Raw genomic sequence first — 24,760 nt, forward strand, 5'->3', positions numbered from 1 at the left:
ACCGATGTTGATGCGTACGGGCCTGATTCCCGCTAGAACACCCCGCCCGTGGGATTGGCCTCCACGGTGTTGACCGCGGTGTCGTCCTCTTCCTTGGGAGCCTCGGCGGGATCGGCACCCTTAATCATCCACAAAATTGTGTCCAACTCTTCGGGCTTGACCAGCACCTCGCGGGCCTTCGAACCTTCGGAGGGGCCCACCACCCCACGGGTTTCCATCAGGTCCATGAGACGCCCTGCCTTGGCAAAGCCAATACGCAGCTTGCGCTGCAGCATCGAGGTCGAACCCACCTGTGCGGTCACCACCAGCTCCACGGCCTCGAGCAGATCCTCAAGGTCGTTGCCGATATCGGGATCGATGTCCTTGCTGGCCTCGGCGGACTTATCGTCGGTCACGCCCTCGGTGTATTCGGGCTCGGCCTGTGCCTTGGCTGCATCCACCACAGCTTGGACCTCTTCGTCGGTGACGTAGGCGCCCTGGATACGCTGCGGCTTGCCAGCTCCCTGCGGGATGAACAAGCCATCGCCCATACCGATGAGTTTCTCGGCGCCGCCCTGGTCCAAGATCACGCGCGAATCGGTAAGCGAGGAGGTGGCGAAGGCCAAACGGGAGGGCACATTGGTCTTGATCAAACCGGTCACCACGTCCACCGAGGGGCGCTGGGTGGCCAGCACCAAGTGGATGCCGGCTGCACGGGCCTTCTGGGTGATGCGCACAATCGATTCCTCGATCTCCTTCGGTGCGGTCATCATCAAATCGGCGAGCTCGTCCACCACACACACGATGTAGGGATAGGGCTCGACTACCCGCTCGGACCCCAAGGGCGCTTGGTAGGCACCAGTCTTGACCTTGCGGTTGAAGTCCTTGATGTGGCGCACGCGCGCAGCCTTCATGTCCTGGTAGCGCTGCTCCATCTCATCCACCAGCCACTGCAGGGCGGCGGCCGCCTTCTTCGGCTGGGTGATGATCGGGGTGATCAAGTGCGGAATGCCCTCATAGGGAGTCAGCTCCACCATCTTCGGATCCACCAAGATCAGGCGCACGTCCTCTGGGGTAGCTCGGGTGAGCAACGACACCAGCAGAGAGTTAACGAAGGCCGACTTACCAGAGCCGGTAGAGCCAGCAACCAGCAGGTGGGGCATCTTCTGCACTGAGTGAGAAACAAAATCTCCCTCAATGTTTTTACCCAAGCCGATAACCATCGGGTCTGGGTTGTTGTGCGTCTCTGGGGCGCTGAGAACGTCCGCCAGGTGCACCATTTCACGATCGGAGTTCGGCACCTCGATACCCACCGCAGACTTGCCGGGGATCGGGGTAAGCAAACGCACGTTATCGGTGGCTGCCGCATAGGCCAAGTTGGACTGCAGGTTAGTCACCTTCGAGACCTTCACACCTGGGCCCAGCTCCACCTCGTAGCGGGTGACTGTGGGGCCACGGGAGAATCCTGTGACATGGGCATCCACCTTGAACTCGCTGAAGACATCCGTGATGGCCTCGATCATGCGATCATTGGCCGCCGAGCGAGTCTTCGGCGCACTGCCAGGCACGAGCAGATCGGTGGAGGGCAGCTCATAGTCGCTGTCTTCTTCCACCACCGGTTCCGCAACCGGCGCCGGTGGCGGAGGAGTCTTTGTGGCCAGCTCGCTACGGGGAGTCGAAGCTGGGATTGCCGATGGATCTACCTTTGGGGAGGAATCGACAGGCTCAGGCTTCTCAGGTTCCTCAGACGCAGCAGGAGCAGCGGCAGGAGCGGGCGCCTCAGGGGCTGCCGGGCGCGGGGTGCGGGCAGCAGTGCGAGCCGCAGCGGTGCGCACCACGGCATCGTGCGAGCGTTGGACAGCATCCTCGCTCTGCTCGCGAGCTACTGCGTAATCCTCGTCCTCATAGTCGTAGCTAGCTTCCTCGGCACTATCTGCGTCGCTGCTCGCACCGATTGCAGCAAACGAGGAGGTGCTTTCGGGATCACTCGGGGTGTAATCACGCGGCAGTACGGCGGTCGGTTCCGCCTCTGCACCAGGGCTCTCAGGCTCAACGCTACGGCCGGTGTATTCAGAATCGATGCGGGGGCGCGGCGCGCTCACTGGCCGAGGCGCAGGCCGACGACCCGACGATACGCTTCGACGCGGCAGAGCCGCACTGTCTCGCTCGCGGTCGATGTCTCGGCGCGGGCGATAGTGGGCGGAGTCATCCACCAACGGGCCATGCGAAGCAGCATCCTCGGATTCGGGCTGCGAGGGGGCGTCGATAAGCAATTCCTCCGGCTCATCGCGTCCGAGTTGTTCGCGAATCCAGGTGGAGCAAATATCGACGAATTCGCGCACGCTGATGTCGGTGACACGCAGCGCGCCGTAGATGATGATGAGGGTGAGGATCGGCACCGCCACATAAGGAGTAAAGCCTAGAGCCAAGACTCCACCGAGCAGAGTACCGATGATGCCGCCGGAATCTGCCCGGCCGGCGGTGGTGGTGGGCTGGCCGGAGAAGATGTGGATCTGGCCCAGCATGCCGGCCAAGATCAGAGCGGTTCCTAGGGATACTCGCAGCCGGTGGGTGGGCTTGGGGAAAGTGCCAAGCATCACGACCACGGCGAGCGCAATGAGCGCCACGGGCAGCAGATGTGCGCCGGCGCCGATGAGCCACTGGCTCGAGCCGGCGATCACGCGCCCAACGGGCCCTGCCACGTTAAACCACATGGAGGCAGCAATCACCGCGGCCACCCCCACCAGGCTCAGCCCGATGCCATCGGAGTGCCGTTCAATAAAGTCCTCGCCGGAAGCTGCGGCGGGGCTAGGGGAATCCTGCTCGGAGTCGCGCTTATCCTCGTCCGAATCGGAGGTTCGAAGCGTTCGGGACGAACGCGGAGTCGCGGTGTAGCTGGTGGAATCGGATTCATCCAGCGGATAGGCCTCGTGTGGGGTGCGGGCGCGACGCATCACCGTGGTCTCCTGCTCGGCCTCATCCACAGCTCCGGCCTGTTCAGCCTTCTCAGCAGCCTTGGCGGCCTTGGCAGCCTTCCGTTGCTGTGAGCGCTCGGCCATACGAGCCTTGCTTTGGGCGAACTTCGCCCCCATACCGCGGGTAGCACTCGCCGTAGCGCTCGCCATAGCGGACACACCTTGGCCTACCGCCACGAGTGCACTACCGGTGCGTTCACCGGAGCTTTCCGCAGCTCGATAGGCAGGATGGGTGGAGGTAGTTACCACGGGCATGGACCGGGTAGAGCCGCCCGAGCGCGAAGAACGCCCAGTGCTCGAACTACGGCCTGGGCGCGAGGTAGAGCTTGCGGGGCGCTTCTTCTTCCTCCGGGAAGATCCGGTTTGGCTCGTGACAGTCATGCGTTTCAGTCTATCCCCTCACACCCCTGTAGTCACAGCAGCAACACGGCCCCTCAGCGCGATCATGGCACACAAGGTACTACCCCACCCACAAGAGCCGCCTGCACTCTTCTTCGTGGAGAAGCAAACTAGAGGCTCTTCTTTTGCACCAGCGACTCATCGCCGAGGATCCGCACCTCAACCTCCGTGCGGCCGAATAGCCACAGCAGGATCTCGCCGATATCACCGATCACTGTCACTACCTGGTCTTCGGCGGAGGCGACCTTCTTCTTATCCCCCACCACGAAGCGGGAGAGTTCACTGGTGGCCGGGACACAGGCCACTGCAGCCCCCTTGGAGGAGATCATGGTGCGCCCTAAGGTTTTAGCCACCTTGTATAGCTCGTGCTCGTCCTCGGTGCTCAACTCACGCTTGGTCCACCCTTCTTGGGCACGACGCACATCTTCGTGGTGGACAAAATTCTCGGCGGTATTCATCACCAAGTCGAAGGGCTTGAGCAGCGTCGGTGGGCCCGCTTGCCACTCCTTGACGATCACCTCATAGCCCTTGTCTGCTAAAAGCTGCTCCACGGCATCGTCGTGGGCCTCTGCTAATTGCGGAATCACTATGCCGCCGGCGGCTTTGACATTGGTTTCGCGGGCAAGCAGGTGGGCAGCTAAATCCTTGGTAGTCCACCCCTCACAGAGAGTGGCGGCATTCGGGCCTACCTTCTTAAAAAGCTCGGCAAGATCGTGGCGTTCCGATTGAGAAAAAGACATACGCCCCATCCTAGCCAGTTTGAGCTGGCTAGGATGGGGCGCTCAGTCAAGGCCGCAGCCTGAGGCTCGCTATCTAGAGCGAGGGGCGAGTGGCCTGGATGTCGTCATCATCAAGCACATCGGCTTGGGAATGCATCGGGATGACCGTGGGCACGATCATCGGCTGGCGACGCCACTTCTTTTCCACGAAGCGAGAGACCGTGCGGCGCAGCTTCTGCACCATGCGGTAAGGATCGCCCTCGCCTTCGCCGGCGAGATCCGCCATGGTGTTTTCCACCAATTCGGTGACTTCGCGCATCATGTCCTTGGACTCCTCGGAGAAGCCCTTGGCCTGCACCCGCGGGGTTTCCAGCAGGTGCGCAGAACGATTATCTATCACCGCGGTAATGGAGATCAGGCCGCCCTCGCCGAGGGACGTTCGATCCGCCAGCACCTCGGCGTCCACGTCACCCATGGTGACACCGTCGACGTAGAGGTTACCGACTGGGATCTGGCCCACGACCTTGGCGCGGCCCTGATCCAGATCCACCACCACGCCGTTCTGGGCGAGCACGACACGGTCGCGCTCCACGCCGGTAGAGATAGCCAATTCCTTGTTCGCGCGCAGGTGACGCCACTCGCCGTGCACCGGCATGGCGTTCTTCGGGCGGGCCGCATTGTAGAGGAAGAGCAGCTCACCGGAGTAGCCGTGTCCGGAGGTGTGCACCTTGGCGTCCCGGCCGGTAATCACGGTGGCACCGATCTGGGCCAGCATGTTGATCACACCGAACACTGCTTCCTCGTTACCGGGAACCAGCGAGGAGGACAGGATAATCAGGTCGCCATCACGGACAGTGATCTGGCGGTGCTCGCGGCGGGCCATGCGCGACAGCGCAGCCATGGGCTCACCCTGAGTACCGGTAGTGATCAGCACCACCTGGTGCGGAGCCATGCGCGAGGCATCGTCCATGGACACAATTGTGCCCTTGGGCGCCTTGAGGTAGCCGAGCTTCTCGGCGATCTCCATGTTGCGGATCATGGAGCGGCCATTGAAGGCCACCTTGCGGCCGGCGGCAACGGCGGCATCCACGGCTGCCTGCACACGGTAGACATTGGAGGCGAAAGACGCGATGATGACACGCTGCTTCGCATCCGCCACGAGCCGCTTGAGAGTAGGGGCAATTTCTGCCTCCGAGCCGGACACACCGGGGGTGGTGGCATTGGTGGAGTCGCAGAGGAACAAGTCCACGCCTTCGTCGCCGAATCGGGACACGGCAGGAAGGTCGGTGGGACGGCCATCCGGCGGGGTTTGATCCAGCTTGATATCGCCGGTGTGCAGCACCAGGCCGGCGCCGGTCTTGAGCGCCACACCCAAGCAGTCCGGAATGGAGTGGTTGACGGCGAAGAAGCGCAGGTCGAAGGGGCCGCGCTTTTCGTGCGAATCCTCGCTGATGATCGTCAGCTTCGGGCGCTGGCGGTGCTCCTGGCACTTAGCGGAGATCAACGCTGCGGTGAACTTGGAAGCCAGGATCTCAAGATCGGGCTTGAGCTTGAGCAGCCACGGGATAGCGCCGATGTGGTCCTCGTGGCCGTGGGTGACCACGAGGGCATCAAGGCGGTCGAGGCGGGACTCTAGGTAGTCGAAGTCCGGCAGGATCAGATCCACACCCGGCTCGCCAGAGGACGGGAACAATACACCGCAGTCGATGAGCAGCAGCCGGTTGTGGTACTCGAAGACGGTCATATTACGACCAATCTCGGAAATACCGCCTAGGGCGATGATGCGCAGACCATCCTTCGGCGGCTTCGGCGGAGCCGGCAACGGCTGGGTGAGATCCGCACCCTGCATGGTGTGCACCACGGGGCGCCCACCGCGGCCACCACCGCGACCGCCGCGTCGGTTATTACCGCGGCCTCCGCCACGGGAACCGCGCTTATTCGAGCCGCCGTTCTTGGAGTTCTTCGCCCCATTGCCGCCGTTGTTTCCGTTGCCGCCGTTGCCGTTGGAGTTGTCCCGCTTATCGCCGTTCGAAGACTTCTTGGAGGAGTTTCCGCCGGACTTAGAGCCGTTGGATTGGTTTCCGCCCTTGGAGTTCGAGTTCTTCGAGCCCTTCGAGTTGGACTGGGAGGACCCAGAGTTATCGGACTGGGAGGGGGTGGCTTCACCCGGGGCCTGGAATTCGACCTCGGGCGGTCCCGCCTTACGCGTCACCTTACGAGAGCGATTACGGGGTTCATTCATATTTATAGGACTCCAGCTTGTTCTAGATTATTTCGGAGCTCAATCAGGTCATCGTCATTCGCCGGCATGTGCGGCAGACGCGGAGCTCCTACGTCAATTCCTTGCAGCTTCAATGCTGCCTTAGCCATGGAGACGCCTCCCAGTCGGCCTTGGGCGGCGACAAGGGGCGCAAGCGTTGCGTTAATCTCGCGGGCACGTACCAGATCGCCTTCATCGAAGGCGGTGTACAGATCACGGAGCTGTTGCGGTGCAACGTGCCCGATCACGGAGATAAAACCGCTGGCTCCAAGGGAGAGCCACGGAAGGTTGAGGGGATCATCGCCCGAGTACCATGCCAGACCGGTGTCGGCGATCAGAGTGGTAGCCCCAACGAGGTCGCCCTTGGCGTCTTTGACAGCCTGAACCTTCTCGTGCTCGGCTAGACGCTTCATAGTATCAGACTCCACCGGGATCGAAGATCGACCGGGGATGTCATAAATACACACTGGGGCGTCGGTGCTGTCGGCGATCGCCACGAAGTGGCGGTACACCCCTTCCTGGCAAGGCTTGGAATAGTAGGGCGTGACCAGCAGAAGCGCATCGGCACCGGCCTCTCGTGAGGCGCGCGCCAGCTCCACCGAGGCGACGGTGTTGTTCGTGGAGGCGCCGGCCACAATGGCCACTTCCTCGCCTACCTCGGCGCGGATTTCCTTCAGGAAGGTGATCTTTTCCGACAGCGTGGTGGTGGGCGATTCGCCAGTGGTGCCACCGAGGATGAGCGCGTCTACTCCCTTATCCACCAGATGGGCCGCGAGCTTTCGTCCAGCTGCAACATCAAGGCGATCGTCGCCGTCAAAGGGGGTGACCATCGCTACGCCGACGGTACCGAAAATGTCGGTGCCGTTTTTCTCAGCTAGTCCGGTGTTCATGCTGTATCAAGCTACTCTCTGTGTGTCGTCGGTGGTGTCTGCGTCCTCGGCGGAGATAGAAGCGGCGCACATCCCATGCGGCTTCGTCTCCTATGTTAGGACACTCCTACATATGGGCTCGAGGCCATGGGGGATCCATCGCTTAAGGTGGCAATATCGAAGTCGCCGAAGACCACCGGCGCGGTCTCCTTGAGCAGCTCAAGGCAGCGAACCGCCACGGTGCGCATCTCCTCGTCGGCGTGTTCGGTGGCGCGAGTGGCGATGAAGTGACGCCAGGCGCGGAAGTTGCCCGTCATCACGATGCGCGATTCGGTGGCGTTGGGCAGCACTGCCCGCGCCGCTTGGCGCGCCTGCTTCTTCCTAAGCAGGGCATTGGGCTCGTCGGCGAGCGTGTCTTCCAGTGCCGCGAGCAGCTCGTCGTAGGCGAAGCGGGACTCATCCATTGCGCGATCAAAAAGTCGCCGCAGCTCGGGGTCACGGTCGATCACGCTCGGCACGACCACGGTTGCTTCATCGGGATGCACAAAGCGTTGCGAGAGCTGCGAGAAAGAGAACATGCGATGGCGCACTAGTTCATGCGTGCAGGCCCGCGATATGGCCCTGATGTACATAGTGGCCTGGGCGTGTTCGAGCAGCGCCGTGTGGCCGACATCGATGATGTGGCGAATATAGGCGGCATTGCTCGCGGTGCGCGGATTGGGCTTGTCAAAGCTTTCGTAGCAGGCCCGACCCGCAAATTCCACGAGCGCCTCAGGCCCATCTGCGTCCGTACTCCAGTCGATATCGCTGGGCGCTGTAAACGAGGTGCATGCCACCAGCTGCACCGACAAATCCTTATGTGTTGCCACCTCTACCGCTCTTTCTTCTGTGCTTATCGACGCTTGCCTACCCCACAGCCTTAGAGCCCGAGGTAATGCTCCAGTCCCACGGTCAGCCCAGGGTGCTTGGCATGATCGCGCACGCCCAACAGCACACCGGGGATGAAGGAGGTGCGATCATAAGAATCCTGCTTGATGGTCAGCGACTGCCCTTGGGTACCAAAGATCACGGTTTCGTGGGCCACGGTGCCGGTCATGCGCACTGCGTGCACCGGCACCCCCTGTACGTCGGCGCCGCGCGCCCCGTCGAGCGACTGGGTGGTGGCGTCGGGTTGATCATCCATACCCGCTTCCCGACGCGCCTGGGCAATACCTTCGGCGGTGTGCACCGCGGTGCCAGAGGGAGCATCCAGCTTGTTCGGGTGGTGCATCTCCACCACCTCTGCGGACTCGAAGAAGCGTGCAGCCTGCTTGGCGAAGTGCATGGTGAGCACCGCGGAGATCGCGAAATTCGGGGCGATCAACACCGATGCGCTGGATTTTTCCAACCAGCCACGCACCGTATCAAGACGCTCAGCGGTGAAACCAGTGGTGCCCACCACCGCAGAGATATTGTGCGCGATCATGAACTCGAGATTGTCCATCACCACATCTGGAGTGGTGAAGTCCACCACCACCTCGGCCCCGGTTTCCACGAGCTGCTCGATGCTGTCGCTGCTATCAAGGGCGGCGACGAGGCGCAGATCCTCTGCCTCCTCCACACCGGCAACAACGGCCTGGCCAACGCGGCCCTTAGCTCCAAGAACGCCGACTGCAATGGTGGATTCTGCCATGGTTGCTCTCACTTACTCCTTCATTGTGCTCACACAGCGCAAAGACTGGTGGGATTGTCGTTTCCCACCAGTCTAGGCAAGCGCGGGCGCTTCTGGGTGTAGGCGCCTACCGCGCGGGACGGTCCACGATCCGCGCGCCCCAACTGGGCATGGCGAGCAGGAACTCCGGCTGCGGATAGCCACGCTCCTGTGCCCGCTCATTGATCGCCTCGACCAGCGCGGGTGCGGTGCGGATATCGATGAGCGCGATAGCAGAGCCACCGAAGCCGCCACCAGTCATCCGGGCCCCGAGAGCACCGAAGTCGCGTGCGGTGTCCACCACCAGATCGAGTTCCTCGGTAGAGACCTCGTAATCATCACGCAACGAGGCGTGGGAGGCCCACATGTGCGTGCCGAATCCGGTGAGGTCGCCGTCGATAAGCATCTGTACTGCCTCAGCGGTGCGCTCAATCTCGCTGAGCACATGCCGCACCCGCCGGTGGACCACCTCTTGCCATTGCTGCTCAGTGGTGTTTTCAGGCACATTGTGCGCCGCCCATTGCTCGGCCACGGCATAGGGATCTTCCACCTCACGAAGGGTGGCGGCATGTCCCTGAGCGGTGACCCCATCAATCACGGCGCGCCGGGAGGCATATTGGCCATCGGCGAGCGAGTGCGGGGCGTTGGTATTGCACACCACCAAGGTGTAGCCGGCCGAGCCAACATCGAAGGGCACCACCTGCTCGGAGTTGTCGAGAAAGTCAATGGCAAGGGCCGTATCTTCCTGCGCGAGCAAAGAAATGCGCTGATCCATACCACCGGTGGAGGCGCCCACAACCTCGTTTTCGGCGCGCATCGCGCACTCGACGAGACGGCGCCGCCTACGCGGAGTCATCTCCATGCCCGCTAGTGCCATGCCGGCGGTGATAGCGGAGCACTCGATCGCCGCGGAACTCGACAATCCAGCCCCCAGCGGAACATCCGAGACCATTGCCAGATCCATTCCGCGCTCGGGCAGGATACCCGCCTCGATGGCGGCCCACACAGCGCCGATGACATAGCCAGCCCAGTTGTCTGGATTCTTCGCCCCGACCTCATCAATTCGGCACTCCACCACGGCTGGATCAGCCCCTACCGAGCTGACACGCAACACATCGTCAGTGCGTTCAGCAGCAGCAATATAGGCGCGATTGTGGAGTGCGAACGGCACGCTGATACCGCCGGCATAGTCCACGTGCTCGCCGATGAGATTGACCCTGCCCGGCGCGGCCACCACCACGCTGGGATCTGCCTGGAACATATCGCGGAAATGCTCCTTGGCGCGCTCGATACCCGTGGGGGCCTCGAGGGTGTTCATCCATTGGACGCTGCGAGTCATTTACTTCTCCCCTGCCTCAAGGATTTCCCGGAAACGATCAGCGATGCGTTCTGGGGTGGTGTCCGAGATCCACGCCCCCATGCCGGATTCGGATCCGGCCAAGAACTTCATACGATTCGGCGAACGCATCATGGAAAACAGCTGGAGGTATAGGCGGCCATAGCGGCGGTCTTCGCCAACCGGGGCCTGGTTCCACGCTGCGATGTACGGGGTTTTTTCCACCCCGTCAAAGAAGTTGTCAATAGCTCCCAAGAGCCTGAGATAGATGCGGGTGAGCTCGTCCTTTTCGGCGGCGGTCAGGCAGGCGAAATCATAGGCCTCGGGTCGCTTGGCCATCACCATTGCCTCCACGGGCCATTCCGCGGCTGCGGGAACAAAAGCAAGGAAGTGCTCACCATTGATAAGCACCCGGCGTCCGCTTGTCTGCTCGGCGTGGAGGATGGCGTCGAAAAGCGAACCACTGCCCTTCTCCTCGTGTGCCTTCGCCTGCGTGAGCACCGCACGGGCACGGGCAGGCAGGTAGGGATAGGAGTAAATCTGGCCATGCGGGTGCTGCAGGGTAACCCCAATTTCCTTACCCCGGTTTTCGAAGGGGAACACCAGCTTTACTCCCTCGATCTCGGAGAGCTCCTTTGTGCGATGCGCCCACGCTTCCACCACGGTGCGCGCGCGACTAAAGCTGAGATCCTTGAAGGACTTGCTGGGCTCTGGGGTGAAACACACCACCTCGCAGCGGGCTTGGGCCGCGCCACGGGGATACAACGGGGTGTCATCGACATAGTCGGAAAACTGAACATCATCGGGGATGTGTAGCGACAGCGAGGGGAAACGGTTCTCGAAGACCACCACGTTGTAGTCATCAGCGGGGATCTCGGTGGAAATCTCACCAGCGGTAGTGGGAGCGAGCGGATTCTCATTGGCCGGCGGCATGAACGTGCGGTTCATGCGGTGGGCAGCAAAAACCACCCATTCGCCCGTCAATGGATCTCGCCGCATCTCAGAGACCGTGCTCGCCGGCGGCAGATCACGGGAGTCGTGCAGCTCGCGAGTGGCCGTGCCCGCCACATAGTCCGGCTCGTCATCGAAGTAGATCAGCTCGCGGCCATCGGCGAGGTGGGTGCGGGTAATGGATACCGTGTGGGGCGCGTCATCCGCGGCGCTCCTCGTGGTCTGCTCTGGCGTTGCCATAGATACAGTCACTTCCTTGTCCGAAGAATTCGACGAAGCTCAAAGCCGCTCCCCGAGAGCCTGCTCTGAGCGCGTGGTGATGAAGTTATGCAAAGACGTGTGCGGCTGTGCCTCTACGTCAAGGCCAGTGGCAGACCCCGCGTAGCGGGGCATCGACAACGAAGCCCCTGTCCCGCCATCCGGCGCTGGGGCGGGCACAGCGACTCTCCCCAGCGCCGGCCGCGGGGAATGCTCCCCGCGGCTGTGTGATTAGTTGATCTCGTCGATATCGTCGGGAACGATAATCGGGCGCATCTTCGCCCACGCGAAGAAAACGATCGCTACAACGGCCATCGCTAGGCCAGTCCACAGGTTGTAGCTGGCGTCCTTGGCCACACCGGTAGAGGGATCCACGCCGGGATCCAGCAGCAGCCAAGATCCCAAGAGGATCACAGCGTAGATGCCGATCAGGCCACCGATGACATTGCGGATATCGAAGGCGCCGGCCTTGTGGGTAGCTTTCTTAGCCATGTTGGAAACTCCTTCCTATATACGTAGCGCTAGGCGAAGATCACGTTGAGCGCGATCACGAGAACGATGCAGAGGATTCCGAGCGGTACGGTGCGGTTGTACCACGGCAGGCTGGCCTCGGCTGCGTCGGTGAGGTTCTCCTTCGGGGTCACCGACTTCACAAAACCAACCAGCTCATGATCCGGCTTCGGCTTCGTCATCATAGAAACCACAATGGAGAAGACGATGTCCACCACGAAGGCGATGGAGGCGGCCACGAACGCGGTGCCCTGGCCGGGCAGGTTGAAGAAGTCTGCCTCCACCCCAGAGAAGGTGGCGATAGCCCAGTAACCCATGGCGGAGAGCGTACCCATAACAAGGCCCACCCAGCCGGCGGTCGGAGTCATGCGCTTCCAGAACATACCGAGGATGAAGGTGGCGAACAGCGGCGCGTTGAAGAAGCCGAACAGGGTCTGCAGGTAGTCCATCACGTTGCCGAAGTTCTCGGCAATCAGAGCGGTAAACACAGCGATCAGCGTGGCTGCCACCGTCGCGGTGCGGCCCACCTTGGTGTAGTAATCATCATGCTTATCCTTGACCACATAGCCCTGCCAGATGTCATAGCTCATGACCGTGTTGAATGCGGAGATATTGGCTGCCATACCGGCCATGAATGCAGCAAGCAGACCAGCTAGCGCCACACCCAGCAAACCATTGGGTAGAAGATCACGCATCAGATACAGCATTGCGTCATTCGGCTCGGCGCTGCCGTTCATGATCGGGGTAACGGTAGCACCAGCGATCATGCCGGGCACGACCACCACGAAGGGAACGAACATCTTGGGGAAGGCACCAATGATCGGGGTCTTCCGGGCCGAGGAGAGCGAATCGGCTGCCATGGAGCGCTGCACCTCCACGAAGTTCGTGGTCCAGTAGCCGAAGGAAAGCACGAAGCCCAAACCGAAGGTCAGACCGATCACCGACACCACTGGGTTATCGAAACCGGAGATCTCCGTACCAGGCCAGGTGTGGAAGTGGCTTTCGTTTTCCACCGCGTTCTTCAGACCTTGCCAGCCGCCGATGTTGTGCAAACCGATCAGGGTCAACGGAAGTAGCGCGGCGATGATCACGAAGAACTGCAGAACCTCGTTGTAGATAGCAGCCGACAGCCCACCCAGGGTGATGTAGCTCAAAACGATCACAGCGGCGATGATCAGGGTGACGATCAGCGGCCAGCCCAACAGGGAGTTGACCACCTTAGCCAGCAACAACAGGTTGATACCGGCGATCAAAAGCTGCGCCACGGCAAAGGAGATGGCGTTGACCAAGTGCGCGCCGGGGCCAAAACGCCGCAGCATGAATTCGGGCACCGATCGCACCTTGGAGCCGTAGTAGAAGGGCATCATCACGATGCCGAGGAACACCATGGCCGGCACGGCGCCGATCCAGAAGTAGTGCATGGTTTGGAAGCCGTATTGCACACCGTTAGCAGACATGCCCACGATCTCCACGGCGCCCAAGTTGGCGGAAATAAAGGCGAGGCCGGTCACCCATGCAGGCAGCGAACGGCCGGAGAGGAAGAAGTCGATGGAGCTCGACACCCTCGAGCGGGCGGCCCAGCCGATACCGAGAACGAAGACGAAATATAACGCGACGATCGCGTAATCGACCCACGTGGCATCAAGCCGTAGCGCGGATTCAGCGACGATCATGTTGCTTTCTCCTTGGAATGGTTAATGGCTTAGCGAGCACTCGTCCGCAAAGCCTGCTTGTGTAAGGGACGCTATATTCAGTTGGCAAGTTTCTAGCCTGCAGCGATGGAGAAATCCGAACTCAGGCTCTCCCCCGGGGCGAGCTCGGCGGCACCGTGAGAACGGAAGGCGTTGACGGGCGCTGTCATCGGCTCCACCGCCAAGGCCCTGCCTACCCCGGGGTAGCCACAGTCTCGTGCGGGATCCGCGGTGAAGACTTGGAGCCACGGGGTACGCAGATCCGAACGCAGCACCACTGCATGGCCACTCTCACGGTGCCGCAGAGTGACCTCGAAGCGCTCGTCTTGCTGGGGTTGATCCACGTGGAAGCAGTGATCAAAGAACACCTTGTCCATCGCGATCCCCTGAGCAATATCGGCATCCAACCCGAGATGACTGGTGGCCGTCAGTGGACCGGCGGGAAGATTGCGGGTGGTCTCTAGCGGAAGATACTGCCCAGAGGGGATGCTCAGCTCGCACTCATCGAGCGGGGCACCGTGGGCGGTGATATACGGGTGAAAGCCCACAGCCACCGGGGCTGTGTCCGAGCTGGCGTTACGCACTCGGTAGCTGCAGCTCAGCCCAGTCTCGGGGTGAAGGCTCCACGTCACACTATGGTGCAGCGCCCACGGCCAGCCCTCGTGCTGGCCATCGTGCAGCTCCAAGGTGACAGAGGAATCAGAGCAGTCCACGCACTGCCACTGTTGGTAGTGCACGAAACCGTGAATTGCATTGGTGCGCTGGGGTTCGGTGATGTCCAAGCTGTGGCTACGACCATGAAAGATGAAGACCCCTCCGTCGACCCGGTTGGGCCACGGACTCAAGATAGTGCCGGCGTTCATCGGCGCATCCGCGTCCGCTTCATAACCGATGAGCAAGGGGGCGCCTCGATAGCTCAAGGTACGCACTCCCCCACCGCGCGAGGTGATAGCGGCGCTGTAGTCGCCAGCTCTCAAGGTGATATCGCGGGTGGTCATGAGTGCGGCATGCCTTTCCGTGTCTAGGGGCGCGAGAGGCCGTGACAGACCCACCGCCCCACTGGCTATGAGGTACCACACATACCCGTGGACTGAAGTAAAACTCAACACCCTGTGGGTATGTGTGCTTCTGCACTCATGCTACGCCCACTTTTGTCGAAAATGAACACCATTGTCCAGCCCCATCCCAGCGCCCCCACCCCGCCATACATCACTCTTGAGATGTCTGACCTGCGATGGAAGGTGAACATTTATGCACATAAAGCCGCACATCAGACGACCGACCTACAGCCTCAGTGGCAAGGATCACATTCCAACTTTCTCCACATCCCTCATGTGGGGTTGCTTGGATAAAGCTAATAGAGCGCAGCAACTCGGACATGGTTATACCCTCTGCGGCACTGGTCTTAGTTCTCCGGCTTTGAGTGGCCCGGTGGTTGCCGCAACTGCTCCGCCACGCCGGCAGCCCCCACTGCGGCGCCATCGCCTCGCAGCTGTCCCCTCCCAGCCGTCGCCTCCCCAGCTATCCGCCAGCCCCCTAGGGGTCGCTGTTGAACACGACAACGCCCCGCACAGACACCACAGTCGGTGCCCATGCGGGGCGCGCGCATCATGAGCTGTGAGCCTCGTCAAGTAAGGCGCACAGTCAAGGGAATGCGGATTAGTTCTCCTCGACGGGGATCAGGGAGATCTTGCCGCGGTTGTCGATATCGGCGATTTCCACCTGGAGCTTATCGCCCACGTTTACCTCGTCCTCGACCTTCTCGATGCGCTTCTTGCCACCGAGCTTCGAGATGTGCACCAGGCCGTCGCGACCCGGCAAAAGGGATACGAACGCACCGAAGGGGGTGGTCTTCACCACGGTTCCGAGGTAGCGCTCGCCCGCCTTGGGCAGCTGTGGGTTCGCAATGGCGTTGATCTTTTCGATCGCTTGCTCTGCAGCCTCACCGGAGGTAGCCGAGATGAACACCGTGCCATCTTCTTCGATGGAGACGTCTGCCCCGGTTTCTTCGGTGATCGAGTTGATGGTTTTGCCCTTGGGCCCGATGATTTCGCCGATCTTGGACTGGGGAACCTTGACCGAGGTGATGCGCGGTGCATAGTCGCTCATCTCATCGGGCTCGTCGATCACATCGGCCATCGTGTCGAGAATGGTCAGACGTGCGTCGCGGGCCTGGGAGAGAGCGTCGGCAAGCACCGTGGAAGGAATACCATCCAGCTTGGTGTCGAGCTGCAGGGCGGTGATGAAATCGGCGGTACCGGCCACCTTGAAGTCCATGTCGCCGAAGGCATCCTCGGCGCCAAGGATGTCGGTGAGGGCAACATATTCGGTCGAACCCTTCACCTCACCGGAGACCAAACCCATGGCGATACCCGCCACCGGGGCCTTCAGCGGAACGCCGGCGTTAAGCAGCGACAGCGTGGAGGCGCACACCGACCCCATGGAAGTCGAGCCGTTCGAGCCGAGCGCCTCGGAGACCTGGCGGATGGTGTAGGGGAAATCCTCGCGGGAAGGAATCACCGGCACCAAAGCGCGCTCGGCCAGAGCGCCGTGGCCAATTTCGCGGCGTTTCGGCGACCCCACTCGACCGGTCTCGCCGGTGGAATAAGGCGGGAAGTTGTAGTGGTGGATATAGCGCTTAGAGGTGGTGGGAGTCAGCGAATCGATCTGCTGCTCCATCTTCAACATGTCCAAAGTGGTCACGCCGAGAATCTGGGTCTCGCCACGCTCAAAGAGGGCGGAGCCGTGAGCGCGCGGAATCAAATCGACCTCCACGCTGAGATCACGGATATCGGTGACATCGCGGCCATCAATACGGAAGTGCTCGGCCAGGATGCGCTGGCGCACGATCTGCTTCATTACCGCGTTGTAGGCGGCGCGGATCTCCTTCTCCTGATCCTCGAAGCGCTCGCTGAGCTGCTCCTCGATCTCCTCCATGTGCTCATTGGTAGCCTCATCACGCTCCTGCTTGCCAGAGATCGTGAGCAGCTTGTTGAGCTTCTTGGAGGCCTTCTTCTCCACTGCCTCGAAGATCTCCTCCGAGTAGGGCGGGAAGAGCGGGAACTCTTGGCTATCCTTGGCGGTCTCCTTGGCCAGCGCTTCTTGGGCGCGGCACAACACATCGATGAAAGGCTTCGCGGCCTCTAGGCCCTCAGCAACAATCTTCTCGGTCGGGGCCGGGGCACCATCATTGATGCGCTCGACCACGTTCTCGGTGGCGCCGGCTTCCACCATCATCACGGCCACATCGTTAATGTTCTTGCGTCCCTGCTTGCGGGTGACACGGCGACCAGCAACCACCAGCTCGAACACGGCGGAGCTGTGCTGCTCGTGGGTGGGGAATGCCACCCACTGACCCTTCGGATGGTCCTCGTCCACCACCAGGGCCATGCGCACACCACCCACGGCGCCTGAAACAGGCAGACCGGAGAGCTGGGTGGCGGCGGAGGCGGCGTTAATCGCCACGACGTCATACATATCCTGCGGGTTCACCGATAGCACGGTGACCACAATCTGCACCTCATTGCGCAGGCCCTTGACGAAGGTCGGGCGCAGCGGGCGGTCGATGAGGCGACAGGCCAAGATGGCCTCCGTGGAGGGGCGCCCCTCACGACGGAAGAAGGAACCCGGGATGCGGCCGGCGGCATACATGCGCTCCTCCACATCCACCGTCAGCGGGAAGAAGTCAAAGCCCTCACGCGGCTGGTTGGATGCAGTGGAGGTGGCCAGCATCATGGTTTCTTCATCGAGATACGCGGTGACGGAACCGTCAGCCTGGCGGGCCAGCTGACCAGTTTCGAGGCGGATCTCGCGGGTACCGAAGTCGCCATTATCGATGGTGGCAACTGCTTCGATGATTCCGAAGTCGGTGTCTTTGTTAACGAATACGTCGCGCATGTGTGCTTGCGAACTCCTCATAAAACTAAAAAATGGAGGCGGTCATCGGTGCCGCCTGAGTGGGTGTCTACAACGGTCACTAAGTCTAGCAGTTCCCCAGCACAGAGCGCATAAAAAACACCACCTTCTCGACTCGCAAGACGAGAGGTGGTGACAAGGTGCCGGCGTGAGACGCCGTGCGTGCGGTCGCTTATCGACGCAGACCCAGACGAGCAATCAGGTCACGGTAGCGATCGATGTTGGAGCGCTGCAGGTACTGGAGCAGGCCCTTGCGACGACCAACGAGCAGCAGCAGACCACGACGGGAGTGGTGATCGTGCTTGTGGCTCTTCAGGTGCTCGGTGAGGTTGCGAATGCGGTGGGTAAGCAGAGCAACCTGAGCCTCCGGGGAGCCGGTGTCGGTCTCGTGCAGACCGTACTCGTTCAGGATTTCTTTCTTCGTTGCGGCATCCAATGCCATGAGGGGATCCTCCAGAAAATATTTCAGTCCACAGTAAAAATAGTCACCATCATCCCCTCCAGGGAATCTGGTGGGCGTGACTGTTGCAGACCACAGTCACAACCAACCCGAGGAATACTAGCAGCCAATCGGCTCAGGAACAATTGCGCGCGTGGCGGCCACGTCGGCACGGATGGCGTCTAGCAGTTCCTCCACCCCCGTGAACTTCTCCATGCCGCGCACATAGTCCACAAACTCCACGCGAACGGTGTGGCCGTACAGATCGGCCTCCCTGTCGAGCACGAAGGTTTCTACGCTGCGGCGCGGATCATCAAAGGTGGGGTTATTGCCTACCGAAATCGCGGCCGGGTAGCGCACCCCGCACTCCATATCGCCGGGGGTGGGGGTGCTATCGAGCACGGTGAAATAGCCGGCGTACACGCCGTCGACCGGCAGCGCCTGGCTGGGCGGGAAGTACAGGTTCGCGGTGGGAAAACCCAGTTCCCTGCCTCCCCGCCCCGCGCCGCGCTGCACCTCGCCGCGCACCGCGAAGTTCCGCGTGAGTGCCGCATTGGCCTCGGCAATATCGCCGCGCTCGAGCATGCCGCGGATGCGGGTAGAGGAAATCGGGGCGCCAGCTTCGTTGAGAAGCGGCAATACCACGACATCAACCCCGTGGGCCTGCCCCAGTTCCCGCAAGGTCTCGGTAGTGCCGGCCGCCTTGTGCCCAAAGGTGAAGTTCTCCCCCACCACCACGGCCTTCGCCCCGAGGGTGTCGAGCACAACGGTGCTAAAGAAATCCTCGGGCGACAGCTGCGCCAAGGATGCGTCGAAACGCAAGGCGAGTAGGTGATCGATACCGAGCGAAGCCGCGATCTCGGCGCGATCCTCCACCGAACCAAGCAGTGGCGGCATCTTATCGGGTCGCACCACAGCCAAGGGGTGCGGATCGAAGGTCATGAGCACAGCTGGCACGTCCCGCTCGGCAGCCAATGCCGCGGCGCGACGCAGCAGGGTTTGATGCCCGCTGTGGATGCCATCAAAAACCCCGATGGTGACCACCGAGGCGTCGAGCTGTGCAGGGATGCTATCCAGACCATGCCAAATATTCACAAGTGTATAGGGTACGGCATAGGCTAATACGCATGTCTTTCCCCCAAGAGAAGATCCTTTCTCCTGCCCAACTCGCTGCCGCCGGAGACCCGCTCGCTCGCTCTGGACTGGTGGTGGTAGACAAGCCGCAGAACATGACCTCCCACGATGTGGTGGGGCGATTGCGGCGGATCTTCGGCACCCGCAAGGTCGGCCACGCCGGCACTCTCGACCCGATGGCCACCGGAGTGCTGGTGGTCGGCATCGAGCGCGGCACGAAATTTCTCGCCCACCTGGTGGCTGACACCAAAACCTATTCCGCCACTATTCGCCTTGGTGCGGCTACCACCACCGATGACTCCGAAGGCGAGATCCTCACGCAGCACGACGCATCGCCCATTAGCGACGAACAGATCCATGCCGGCATCGAGCGACTTCGCGGGGAGATTATGCAACGCCCCTCCTCGGTCTCGGCGATCAAAATCCAGGGCCGCCGCGCCCACGAGCTGGTGCGCGAGGGAGTGGACGTGGAGATTCCTGAACGTCCCGTCACTATCTTCTCCTTCGAGGTGCACGCGATCTCTCGCACTGCCACCTGGGTGGATATCGATTGCACTGTGCACTGTTCCTCCGGCACCTATATCCGCTCTCTCGCCCGCGATCTGGGGGCCTTTCTGGGGGTGGGTGGCCACCTGACCGCCCTACGTCGCAGTGCCGTGGGCCCTTTCACTCTCGACAAGGCCACGACGCTGGAGCAGCTTGAAGCCTCTGCCGACTTGTCCCTGAGTTTGGATCAAGCAATGGCGGCGAGCTTTTCGACGCTTTCTCTCAGCCCTGACGAAGCCACTGCCCTCAGCATGGGCAAATGGCTTTCCCCGCGCGGGCTTCGAGGCGTGCACGCCGGGATCGCCCCAGATGGGCGCGCGATCGCGCTCGTAAAGGAACAGGGCAAGCGGCTATCGACCGTATTTGTGGCCCGTCCCTCGACGCTCTAGCACGGCGCGGATACGCAGCGGCTAGACCACCGCGATGGCGGCGATGATGAAACCACTGCGGATCTCCCAGCGCCCCATCATGAATGGCACCGGGGTGGGGCGGGCGAGGAGATAGGAAATGAACGTTCCATCGCTGCGCACATCGATCTCGGCTTGGTCGAAATCCAGCCAACGATGAGTGAGCGGAAACCACGCCTTGTAGGTGGCTTCCTTGGCGCAAAAGAGCAACCGGTCCGCGCACGGAATACCTTGGGATTCCAGCTCATCCAGCTGAGGCAATTCGCTGGGTCGGGCAATAGAACTCAGCACCCCTCGTGGCAAAGAGGCCGCCGGCTCGGCATCTAACCCCAGGGACTGCACCTCGCGGCGCGGGGCCACCACCGCCGCCCGCAGCCCATCGGTGTGCGTCATCGAACCGGCCACCGCCTCCGGCCACAAGGGCACCCCTCGCTCGCCACGCAGAATCGGCTCGCCGGAGTCGCGGCCAAGTTTTTTTAGCGCCTCGTGGGCACACCAGCGGGCATCGCCAAACTCGGACTGTCGCACCGGCACCGCGTGCGCCACCAATGCCTGTTCCAGCGGATGCAGCCCCCGGTAGCGGGACAGATCAGCGCTGCTGCGGTCCACGTGCATCGAGCAGAACTGAGCGGTTGCGGGGAAGAGATCGGGGCTAAACTGCATCCGCTGCCACCTCCAGCACCGGATAGGGCCACGGCGCGGTGGCGGGCCGGTCTTTCCATTCGCGCGGATACCCCAGCGAGGTCTCGATATGGGGCACGCCATCGACCACCATCTCCCCTGGCAGATGCAGATGGCCATAGATCACCTTCTCCGCCCGGTAGCGCACCGGCCAGGTGCGCGTGTGAATGCTGCCGCACCACAGCGAAATGTCTGGCCACGCCACGTGAGTGAGCGGCTCGATCACCAGCGGCCAATGGTTGATCAAAATCGTCGGCCCAGTAACGCGACTGAGTCTTTTGACCGAATAGGCCAGCCGGTCCCAGCACCAGGCGCGGATATCCACGAAGGGGGCGATGGCGAATTCGTCGGTGAGGATCACCTGGTTATCCCGCGCCCGCTGCACCGCCTCCTCGGCGCTGAGCCCAGGCTGGCGGAAGGTGTAATCGTAGAGCGTAAACAGCGGCGCGATGGTACGACCGGCAAATACTGGATAAGGATCTTCTGGGGTGTAGATATCCAGGGCCCTGCACCCAGCGACCAGCTCGGCATATTTTTCCCGACCCACCGCCGAATCGGTGGAACGACAAAAGAGCTCATGATTGCCGGGCACCCAAATCACCTCCTCAAAGCGCTGCTTGAGCTGCTCCAAGGTGGCTAAGATATCGGGAGTGCGTTCGGCGACATCGCCGCCGACAATCAACCAATCACTGGGGCTGGCGGGTTGAATACGCGCAATCATCTCCGCGTTGGCTTTGACTGCGGCGTGCAGATCCGACACTGCCCACAGGGTGGTCATGATCGCACCACCGCCTTTCTACACACCGGAGGCTCGTGGCTAAAGGGTGTTTATTGCCCCACTATACGGCGTTATCCGCCCACTTCATGGACGTGAAACGCCACAACACTGCGGCCATGCGAATAAGGATGAAGGCCAACAGGCCACACCACACACCGGTGAGCCCAGCGTTCAGGAACAACGACAGCCACACCCCCGGCAAAAAGCCGAGTACCACCGAGGCGATGGTGGCATTGCGCAGGAATACCGCATCGGCGGCACCCAGCAGCACGCCATCGAGGGCAAAGACGACTCCGCCGCCGATGATCATGAGTATCAAGATCCACCACGGCCACGCCATCGCCTCGAGCACGCTGTCATCCTGGGTAAACACCCGCGGGATGAGGCGGAAACCGAGAGCAAACACAGCGGCAAGGCCAGCGGCCACGGCAGCGGAATACATCACCACTAGCCGGCCCACTCCCCTCGCCCTGTGTACCGAGCCCATACCGAGGGCAGCGCCGGTGAGGGTTTGGGCGGCAATTGCCAGTGAGTCGAGCACCAGGGTGAGGAAGTTCCACAGCTGCATCATCACCTGGTGCGCGGCAAGGGAGGCCTCGCCGAAGCGCGCGGCTACTCCCGCTGCGGAGAGAAACGCCACCTGAAACGACAACGAGCGGATAATCAAATCCCGACCGAGCACGAGCTGCCGGCGGATCACCTGCGGGCGTACCGCCCAGGAGCCTCCGTGGGCCCGGACCAGTGCCACGAGGAAGCAGGTGGAGGTCAAGGCCAAGCCGGTGAGATTAGCCCAAGCCGAGCCCACAAAGCCATAGGCATGCACCAGCAGCGGCACTAACACGGCGGCGGGGATCACGCCGGTGAGGGTAAACCATAGGGGCGCGGTGGTGTTTTGGATGCCACGCAGCCATCCATTACCGGCCATGGTGATCAGCAGCAGCGGGATGCCGAAGCTGGCGATCCGCAGCCAAAGAGTGGCCTCTGCGGCCACCGCTTCATTACCGGATAGCCAGAGCGTAAACCACGGCGAGCCGAGGAACATGGTGGCCGCCAGCACCGATCCCACCAGCAACGCCACCCAGGTGGCCTGCACTCCCTCTGCGATCGCCTCATCTTTCTTGCCCGCGCCGAAAAGCCTCGAGGCGCGGGCAGTGGTGCCATAGGAAAGGAAGGTCAGCTGGGTGGTGACCACGGAAAACAACGTGGTGGCCGCGCCCAGCGCCGCCAGCTCGGTTTTTCCTAACCGCCCCACAACAGCGGTATCGAGGAGCAGGTAGAGCGGGGTCGCAGCCAACACGCCGAGGGCGGGCAAGGCCAGCGCCAAAACGGTACGAATGCTCACTCTGCCCTCGGCGGCGAGCCGTTCGTGCTCATCGAGCGGCTCAGTCTGGGCGGGGTGCATATCCGACTGGTACCCATCGCCCTCGGCTCGGGTATCGGCATTATCACTGGGGTCGGTAGGGGTGGTGGAGTCGCGACTCACGTAAGTAGATGTTCCTTGATCAGGGTCCAACAGTCTTCTTCGGTGCCGGTGATGCTCAATCCGGCGGCGTGCATGTGCCCTCCCCCGCCACAACGGCGAGCAAGGGCGGCCACATCTATCTCCTCTGAGCGCAGAGACAGATTCCAGGTGCCCGGCTGCTGCTCTTTAGCGACCACGCACACCACGGCATCCTCGAGAGCATGCAGTAGCCGCACCGCGCGTTCCGGCACCTGGGGCTCAACTGTTGCCAGCAAGCTATGGGGTGCACACAGAATCGCGGCACGACCCAGCGGGGTGTCCATCGCCTCTACTGCGCCGAGCAGCTGACCCAGCACTTGGGTTTCGGCCACGGTGGAGCGATCCATCAGATCGGCCGCGATCGCACCGGTATCGATTCCGCTTTCTGCCAAGGCAGCCCCGAGCAGCAGCCGCGAAGTGGCGTCTTGGGTACCGCCCCAGGAAAATCCACCGGTGTCGGTGACCAGCCCCGCATACAGGGCATGAGCCAATAAGGGGGTGATCTCCACTCCGGCGTGACGGGCCAGCAGCCACACCAAGGCGGTGGTGGAATCGGCGCGCGGGGCGATGAGATTGACCCCATCCACCCCCGGGTTGTGCTCGTGATGATCGATCATGATGCGCGCGTAGTCTCCCGCCGCACTCTGTTCGGCATAGCGACCAGCGCGGCCGAGATCTCCACAATCCACCATGACCACACAGTCAGTATCTGCCGCTAGGCTGCCCGTCCAGGCGATCTCCGCGCAGCGCGGAATCGTGGCGAGTGTGCGCGAGACCCCACCTGGGTGGTCTATATAGCCGCGCACCTGCGCCCCAAGAACCTCGGCGAGCTGCATCATCGCAGACACCGAGCCGATGGCATCGGCATCGGGGCGCACGTGCCCCACCACTGCCACCGAGCGGGATGATTCCAGCACTTCGACAGCTGCGTCTAGCTCGCTGACACCGAAGTCAGTATCGGAGACACCCAACCGCTGCGGAGTCAGCATGCTGGCAGCGGAGGCGGTGGCGGGAGGTGGCGTCGAAAAGCGCGCATGCGTGGAGGACACCGATTAGTCCTCTGCCTCGCGGTAGGGGTTTTCGCCGCCGGCGTAGGTTTTGCCCTCAGAGAGCTTATGCAGCTCTTCATCGCGCTGGCGGGCCTTGGCCAACAGCGCCTCGAGGTGGGCGCTGGCTTCCGGTACGGTGTCCAGTTCGAAGTTGAGCCGCGGAGTAAAACGCACGCTCAAGGCATCGCCGACGTACTTGCGCAACTGACCCCGAGCGCTGTCGAGGGCGGCAGCGGCTTCGTCGTGGTCCGGCTCGGAATCAATAGTGGCGCCGCGGACCGTGTAAAACACCGTGGCGTCGTGCAGATCGCCGGTCATGCGGCAGTCGGTAATGGTGACGTACTGCAGGCGCGGATCCTTGATGCGGTACTCGATCGCTTCGGCGACGATCGTGAGAATTCGCTTCGCCATCCGGCCGGCGCGTTGCTTATCAGCCATGGTGGTTAACCCTTTCGTTGTATGGAGTGTCTGTGCTGCCATCGCCGTACTGGGAGGTGACAGCAAAACACCCGTCATTCTATCGTGTCGCCCACGCAGCCACCGCCCACCCGGTTACCTCCTACGCAGCCACCGCCCACCCGGCTGCCTCATACCCGGCTGCCTGATAGAGCAGCGGGCATCGAGCCGAGCATGGCAACAGCCCTGCCGCCTCACGTGATAAGGCGACAGGGCT

Annotated in this window: 20 protein-coding genes; 1 reads left to right on the forward strand and 19 read right to left on the reverse strand. The window is 61.9% G+C overall.

Translation table 11 applies throughout. The features are described from left to right. Window positions 1-32 precede the first annotated feature (32 nt). The 14 genes from CCICO_RS06920 to CCICO_RS06985 all read right to left on the reverse strand — a co-directional run bounded on the left by CCICO_RS06920 (window position 33) and on the right by CCICO_RS06985 (window position 19,086). Complete coding sequence (locus tag CCICO_RS06920) at window positions 33-3,104, reverse strand: DNA translocase FtsK (protein ID WP_018020371.1); 3,072 nt, start codon at window positions 3,102-3,104, stop codon at window positions 33-35. Window positions 3,105-3,463: 359 nt separating this feature from the next. Continuing rightward, a complete protein-coding gene (locus tag CCICO_RS06925; protein WP_018020370.1) occupies window positions 3,464-4,093 on the reverse strand; it encodes a TIGR03085 family metal-binding protein in 630 nt (209 codons plus the stop codon). Between the two features lie 73 nt (window positions 4,094-4,166). Further along, complete coding sequence (locus CCICO_RS06930) at window positions 4,167-6,314, reverse strand: ribonuclease J (protein WP_018020369.1); 2,148 nt, start codon at window positions 6,312-6,314, stop codon at window positions 4,167-4,169. A gap of 2 nt (window positions 6,315-6,316) precedes the next feature. After that, the gene (gene dapA / locus CCICO_RS06935) at window positions 6,317-7,222 is read right to left on the reverse strand and encodes a 4-hydroxy-tetrahydrodipicolinate synthase (RefSeq protein ID WP_018020368.1); all 906 of its coding nucleotides are present in this window, start codon (window positions 7,220-7,222) and stop codon (window positions 6,317-6,319) included. Between the two features lie 95 nt (window positions 7,223-7,317). After that, a complete protein-coding gene (gene thyX, locus CCICO_RS06940; RefSeq protein WP_018020367.1) occupies window positions 7,318-8,070 on the reverse strand; it encodes an FAD-dependent thymidylate synthase in 753 nt (250 codons plus the stop codon). Between the two features lie 50 nt (window positions 8,071-8,120). Beyond that, window positions 8,121-8,873 (reverse strand): 4-hydroxy-tetrahydrodipicolinate reductase, encoded by a 753-nt coding sequence (gene dapB, locus CCICO_RS06945; protein WP_018020366.1) that lies wholly within the window; start codon window positions 8,871-8,873, stop codon window positions 8,121-8,123. A gap of 106 nt (window positions 8,874-8,979) precedes the next feature. After that, window positions 8,980-10,230, reverse strand: a complete 1,251-nt coding sequence (gene galK / locus CCICO_RS06950) for a galactokinase (protein ID WP_018020365.1) — start codon at window positions 10,228-10,230, stop codon at window positions 8,980-8,982. Then, window positions 10,231-11,418, reverse strand: a complete 1,188-nt coding sequence (gene galT / locus CCICO_RS06955) for a galactose-1-phosphate uridylyltransferase (RefSeq protein WP_018020364.1) — start codon at window positions 11,416-11,418, stop codon at window positions 10,231-10,233. A gap of 249 nt (window positions 11,419-11,667) precedes the next feature. Further along, a complete protein-coding gene (locus CCICO_RS06960) occupies window positions 11,668-11,928 on the reverse strand; it encodes a hypothetical protein (RefSeq protein WP_018020363.1) in 261 nt (86 codons plus the stop codon). 29 nt (window positions 11,929-11,957) lie between these two features. Continuing rightward, window positions 11,958-13,619: a sodium:solute symporter family protein gene (locus CCICO_RS06965; RefSeq protein ID WP_018020362.1), complete on the reverse strand. Its 1,662-nt coding sequence runs from the start codon at window positions 13,617-13,619 to the stop codon at window positions 11,958-11,960. Between the two features lie 92 nt (window positions 13,620-13,711). Then, complete coding sequence (locus tag CCICO_RS06970) at window positions 13,712-14,635, reverse strand: aldose epimerase family protein (protein ID WP_018020361.1); 924 nt, start codon at window positions 14,633-14,635, stop codon at window positions 13,712-13,714. Window positions 14,636-15,296: 661 nt separating this feature from the next. After that, window positions 15,297-17,534, reverse strand: coding sequence for a polyribonucleotide nucleotidyltransferase (locus CCICO_RS06975; protein WP_018020360.1), 2,238 nt, complete (start codon window positions 17,532-17,534; stop codon window positions 15,297-15,299). Between the two features lie 190 nt (window positions 17,535-17,724). After that, complete coding sequence (rpsO, locus tag CCICO_RS06980) at window positions 17,725-17,994, reverse strand: 30S ribosomal protein S15 (RefSeq protein WP_018020359.1); 270 nt, start codon at window positions 17,992-17,994, stop codon at window positions 17,725-17,727. A 117-nt stretch (window positions 17,995-18,111) separates the two neighbouring features. Beyond that, a complete protein-coding gene (locus CCICO_RS06985) occupies window positions 18,112-19,086 on the reverse strand; it encodes a bifunctional riboflavin kinase/FAD synthetase (protein WP_018020358.1) in 975 nt (324 codons plus the stop codon). Between the two features lie 32 nt (window positions 19,087-19,118). Here CCICO_RS06985 and truB point away from each other — a divergent pair, with 32 nt between their 5' ends. Beyond that, window positions 19,119-20,060 carry a tRNA pseudouridine(55) synthase TruB gene (gene truB / locus CCICO_RS06990; protein ID WP_018020357.1) on the forward strand — a complete coding sequence of 314 codons (942 nt, stop codon included), beginning with the start codon at window positions 19,119-19,121 and terminating at the stop codon, window positions 20,058-20,060. A 21-nt stretch (window positions 20,061-20,081) separates the two neighbouring features. Here truB and CCICO_RS06995 read toward each other — a convergent pair whose 3' ends face one another. The 5 genes from CCICO_RS06995 to rbfA form a co-directional block, all read right to left on the reverse strand. After that, the gene (locus tag CCICO_RS06995; protein WP_018020356.1) at window positions 20,082-20,741 is read right to left on the reverse strand and encodes a 4'-phosphopantetheinyl transferase family protein; all 660 of its coding nucleotides are present in this window, start codon (window positions 20,739-20,741) and stop codon (window positions 20,082-20,084) included. Continuing rightward, complete coding sequence (locus tag CCICO_RS07000) at window positions 20,731-21,540, reverse strand: metallophosphoesterase family protein (RefSeq protein WP_026161566.1); 810 nt, start codon at window positions 21,538-21,540, stop codon at window positions 20,731-20,733. Before CCICO_RS07000 ends, CCICO_RS06995 begins: the two co-directional genes overlap by 11 nt. A gap of 58 nt (window positions 21,541-21,598) precedes the next feature. Further along, window positions 21,599-22,939, reverse strand: a complete 1,341-nt coding sequence (locus CCICO_RS07005) for an MATE family efflux transporter (RefSeq protein ID WP_051067282.1) — start codon at window positions 22,937-22,939, stop codon at window positions 21,599-21,601. 77 nt (window positions 22,940-23,016) lie between these two features. Further along, a complete protein-coding gene (locus CCICO_RS07010) occupies window positions 23,017-24,087 on the reverse strand; it encodes a DHH family phosphoesterase (RefSeq protein WP_018020353.1) in 1,071 nt (356 codons plus the stop codon). 3 nt (window positions 24,088-24,090) lie between these two features. Further along, window positions 24,091-24,525, reverse strand: coding sequence for a 30S ribosome-binding factor RbfA (gene rbfA, locus CCICO_RS07015; protein ID WP_018020352.1), 435 nt, complete (start codon window positions 24,523-24,525; stop codon window positions 24,091-24,093). Between the last annotated feature and the right edge of the window lie 235 nt (window positions 24,526-24,760).

Source organism: Corynebacterium ciconiae DSM 44920, assembly GCF_030440575.1.
Lineage (GTDB): Bacteria > Actinomycetota > Actinomycetes > Mycobacteriales > Mycobacteriaceae > Corynebacterium > Corynebacterium ciconiae.

What these genes read in the sequence shown, in the direction of transcription:
- CCICO_RS06995 (WP_018020356.1), bottom strand. Translation starts at nt 20,741, where the DNA reads ATGCAGTTTAGCCCCGATCTCTTCCCCGCAACCGCTCAGTTCTGCTCG.
- dapA (WP_018020368.1), bottom strand. Translation starts at nt 7,222, where the DNA reads ATGAACACCGGACTAGCTGAGAAAAACGGCACCGACATTTTCGGTACC.
- galK (WP_018020365.1), bottom strand. Translation starts at nt 10,230, where the DNA reads ATGACTCGCAGCGTCCAATGGATGAACACCCTCGAGGCCCCCACGGGT.
- galT (WP_018020364.1), bottom strand. Translation starts at nt 11,418, where the DNA reads ATGGCAACGCCAGAGCAGACCACGAGGAGCGCCGCGGATGACGCGCCC.
- CCICO_RS06965 (WP_018020362.1), bottom strand. Translation starts at nt 13,619, where the DNA reads ATGATCGTCGCTGAATCCGCGCTACGGCTTGATGCCACGTGGGTCGAT.
- CCICO_RS06920 (WP_018020371.1), bottom strand. Translation starts at nt 3,104, where the DNA reads ATGGCGAGCGCTACGGCGAGTGCTACCCGCGGTATGGGGGCGAAGTTC.
- CCICO_RS06930 (WP_018020369.1), bottom strand. Translation starts at nt 6,314, where the DNA reads ATGAATGAACCCCGTAATCGCTCTCGTAAGGTGACGCGTAAGGCGGGA.
- CCICO_RS06975 (WP_018020360.1), bottom strand. Translation starts at nt 17,534, where the DNA reads ATGCGCGACGTATTCGTTAACAAAGACACCGACTTCGGAATCATCGAA.
- CCICO_RS06960 (WP_018020363.1), bottom strand. Translation starts at nt 11,928, where the DNA reads ATGGCTAAGAAAGCTACCCACAAGGCCGGCGCCTTCGATATCCGCAAT.
- truB (WP_018020357.1), top strand. Translation starts at nt 19,119, where the DNA reads ATGTCTTTCCCCCAAGAGAAGATCCTTTCTCCTGCCCAACTCGCTGCC.
- rpsO (WP_018020359.1), bottom strand. Translation starts at nt 17,994, where the DNA reads ATGGCATTGGATGCCGCAACGAAGAAAGAAATCCTGAACGAGTACGGT.
- rbfA (WP_018020352.1), bottom strand. Translation starts at nt 24,525, where the DNA reads ATGGCTGATAAGCAACGCGCCGGCCGGATGGCGAAGCGAATTCTCACG.
- CCICO_RS06970 (WP_018020361.1), bottom strand. Translation starts at nt 14,635, where the DNA reads ATGACCACCCGCGATATCACCTTGAGAGCTGGCGACTACAGCGCCGCT.
- dapB (WP_018020366.1), bottom strand. Translation starts at nt 8,873, where the DNA reads ATGGCAGAATCCACCATTGCAGTCGGCGTTCTTGGAGCTAAGGGCCGC.
- CCICO_RS06925 (WP_018020370.1), bottom strand. Translation starts at nt 4,093, where the DNA reads ATGTCTTTTTCTCAATCGGAACGCCACGATCTTGCCGAGCTTTTTAAG.
- CCICO_RS07005 (WP_051067282.1), bottom strand. Translation starts at nt 22,939, where the DNA reads ATGCACCCCGCCCAGACTGAGCCGCTCGATGAGCACGAACGGCTCGCC.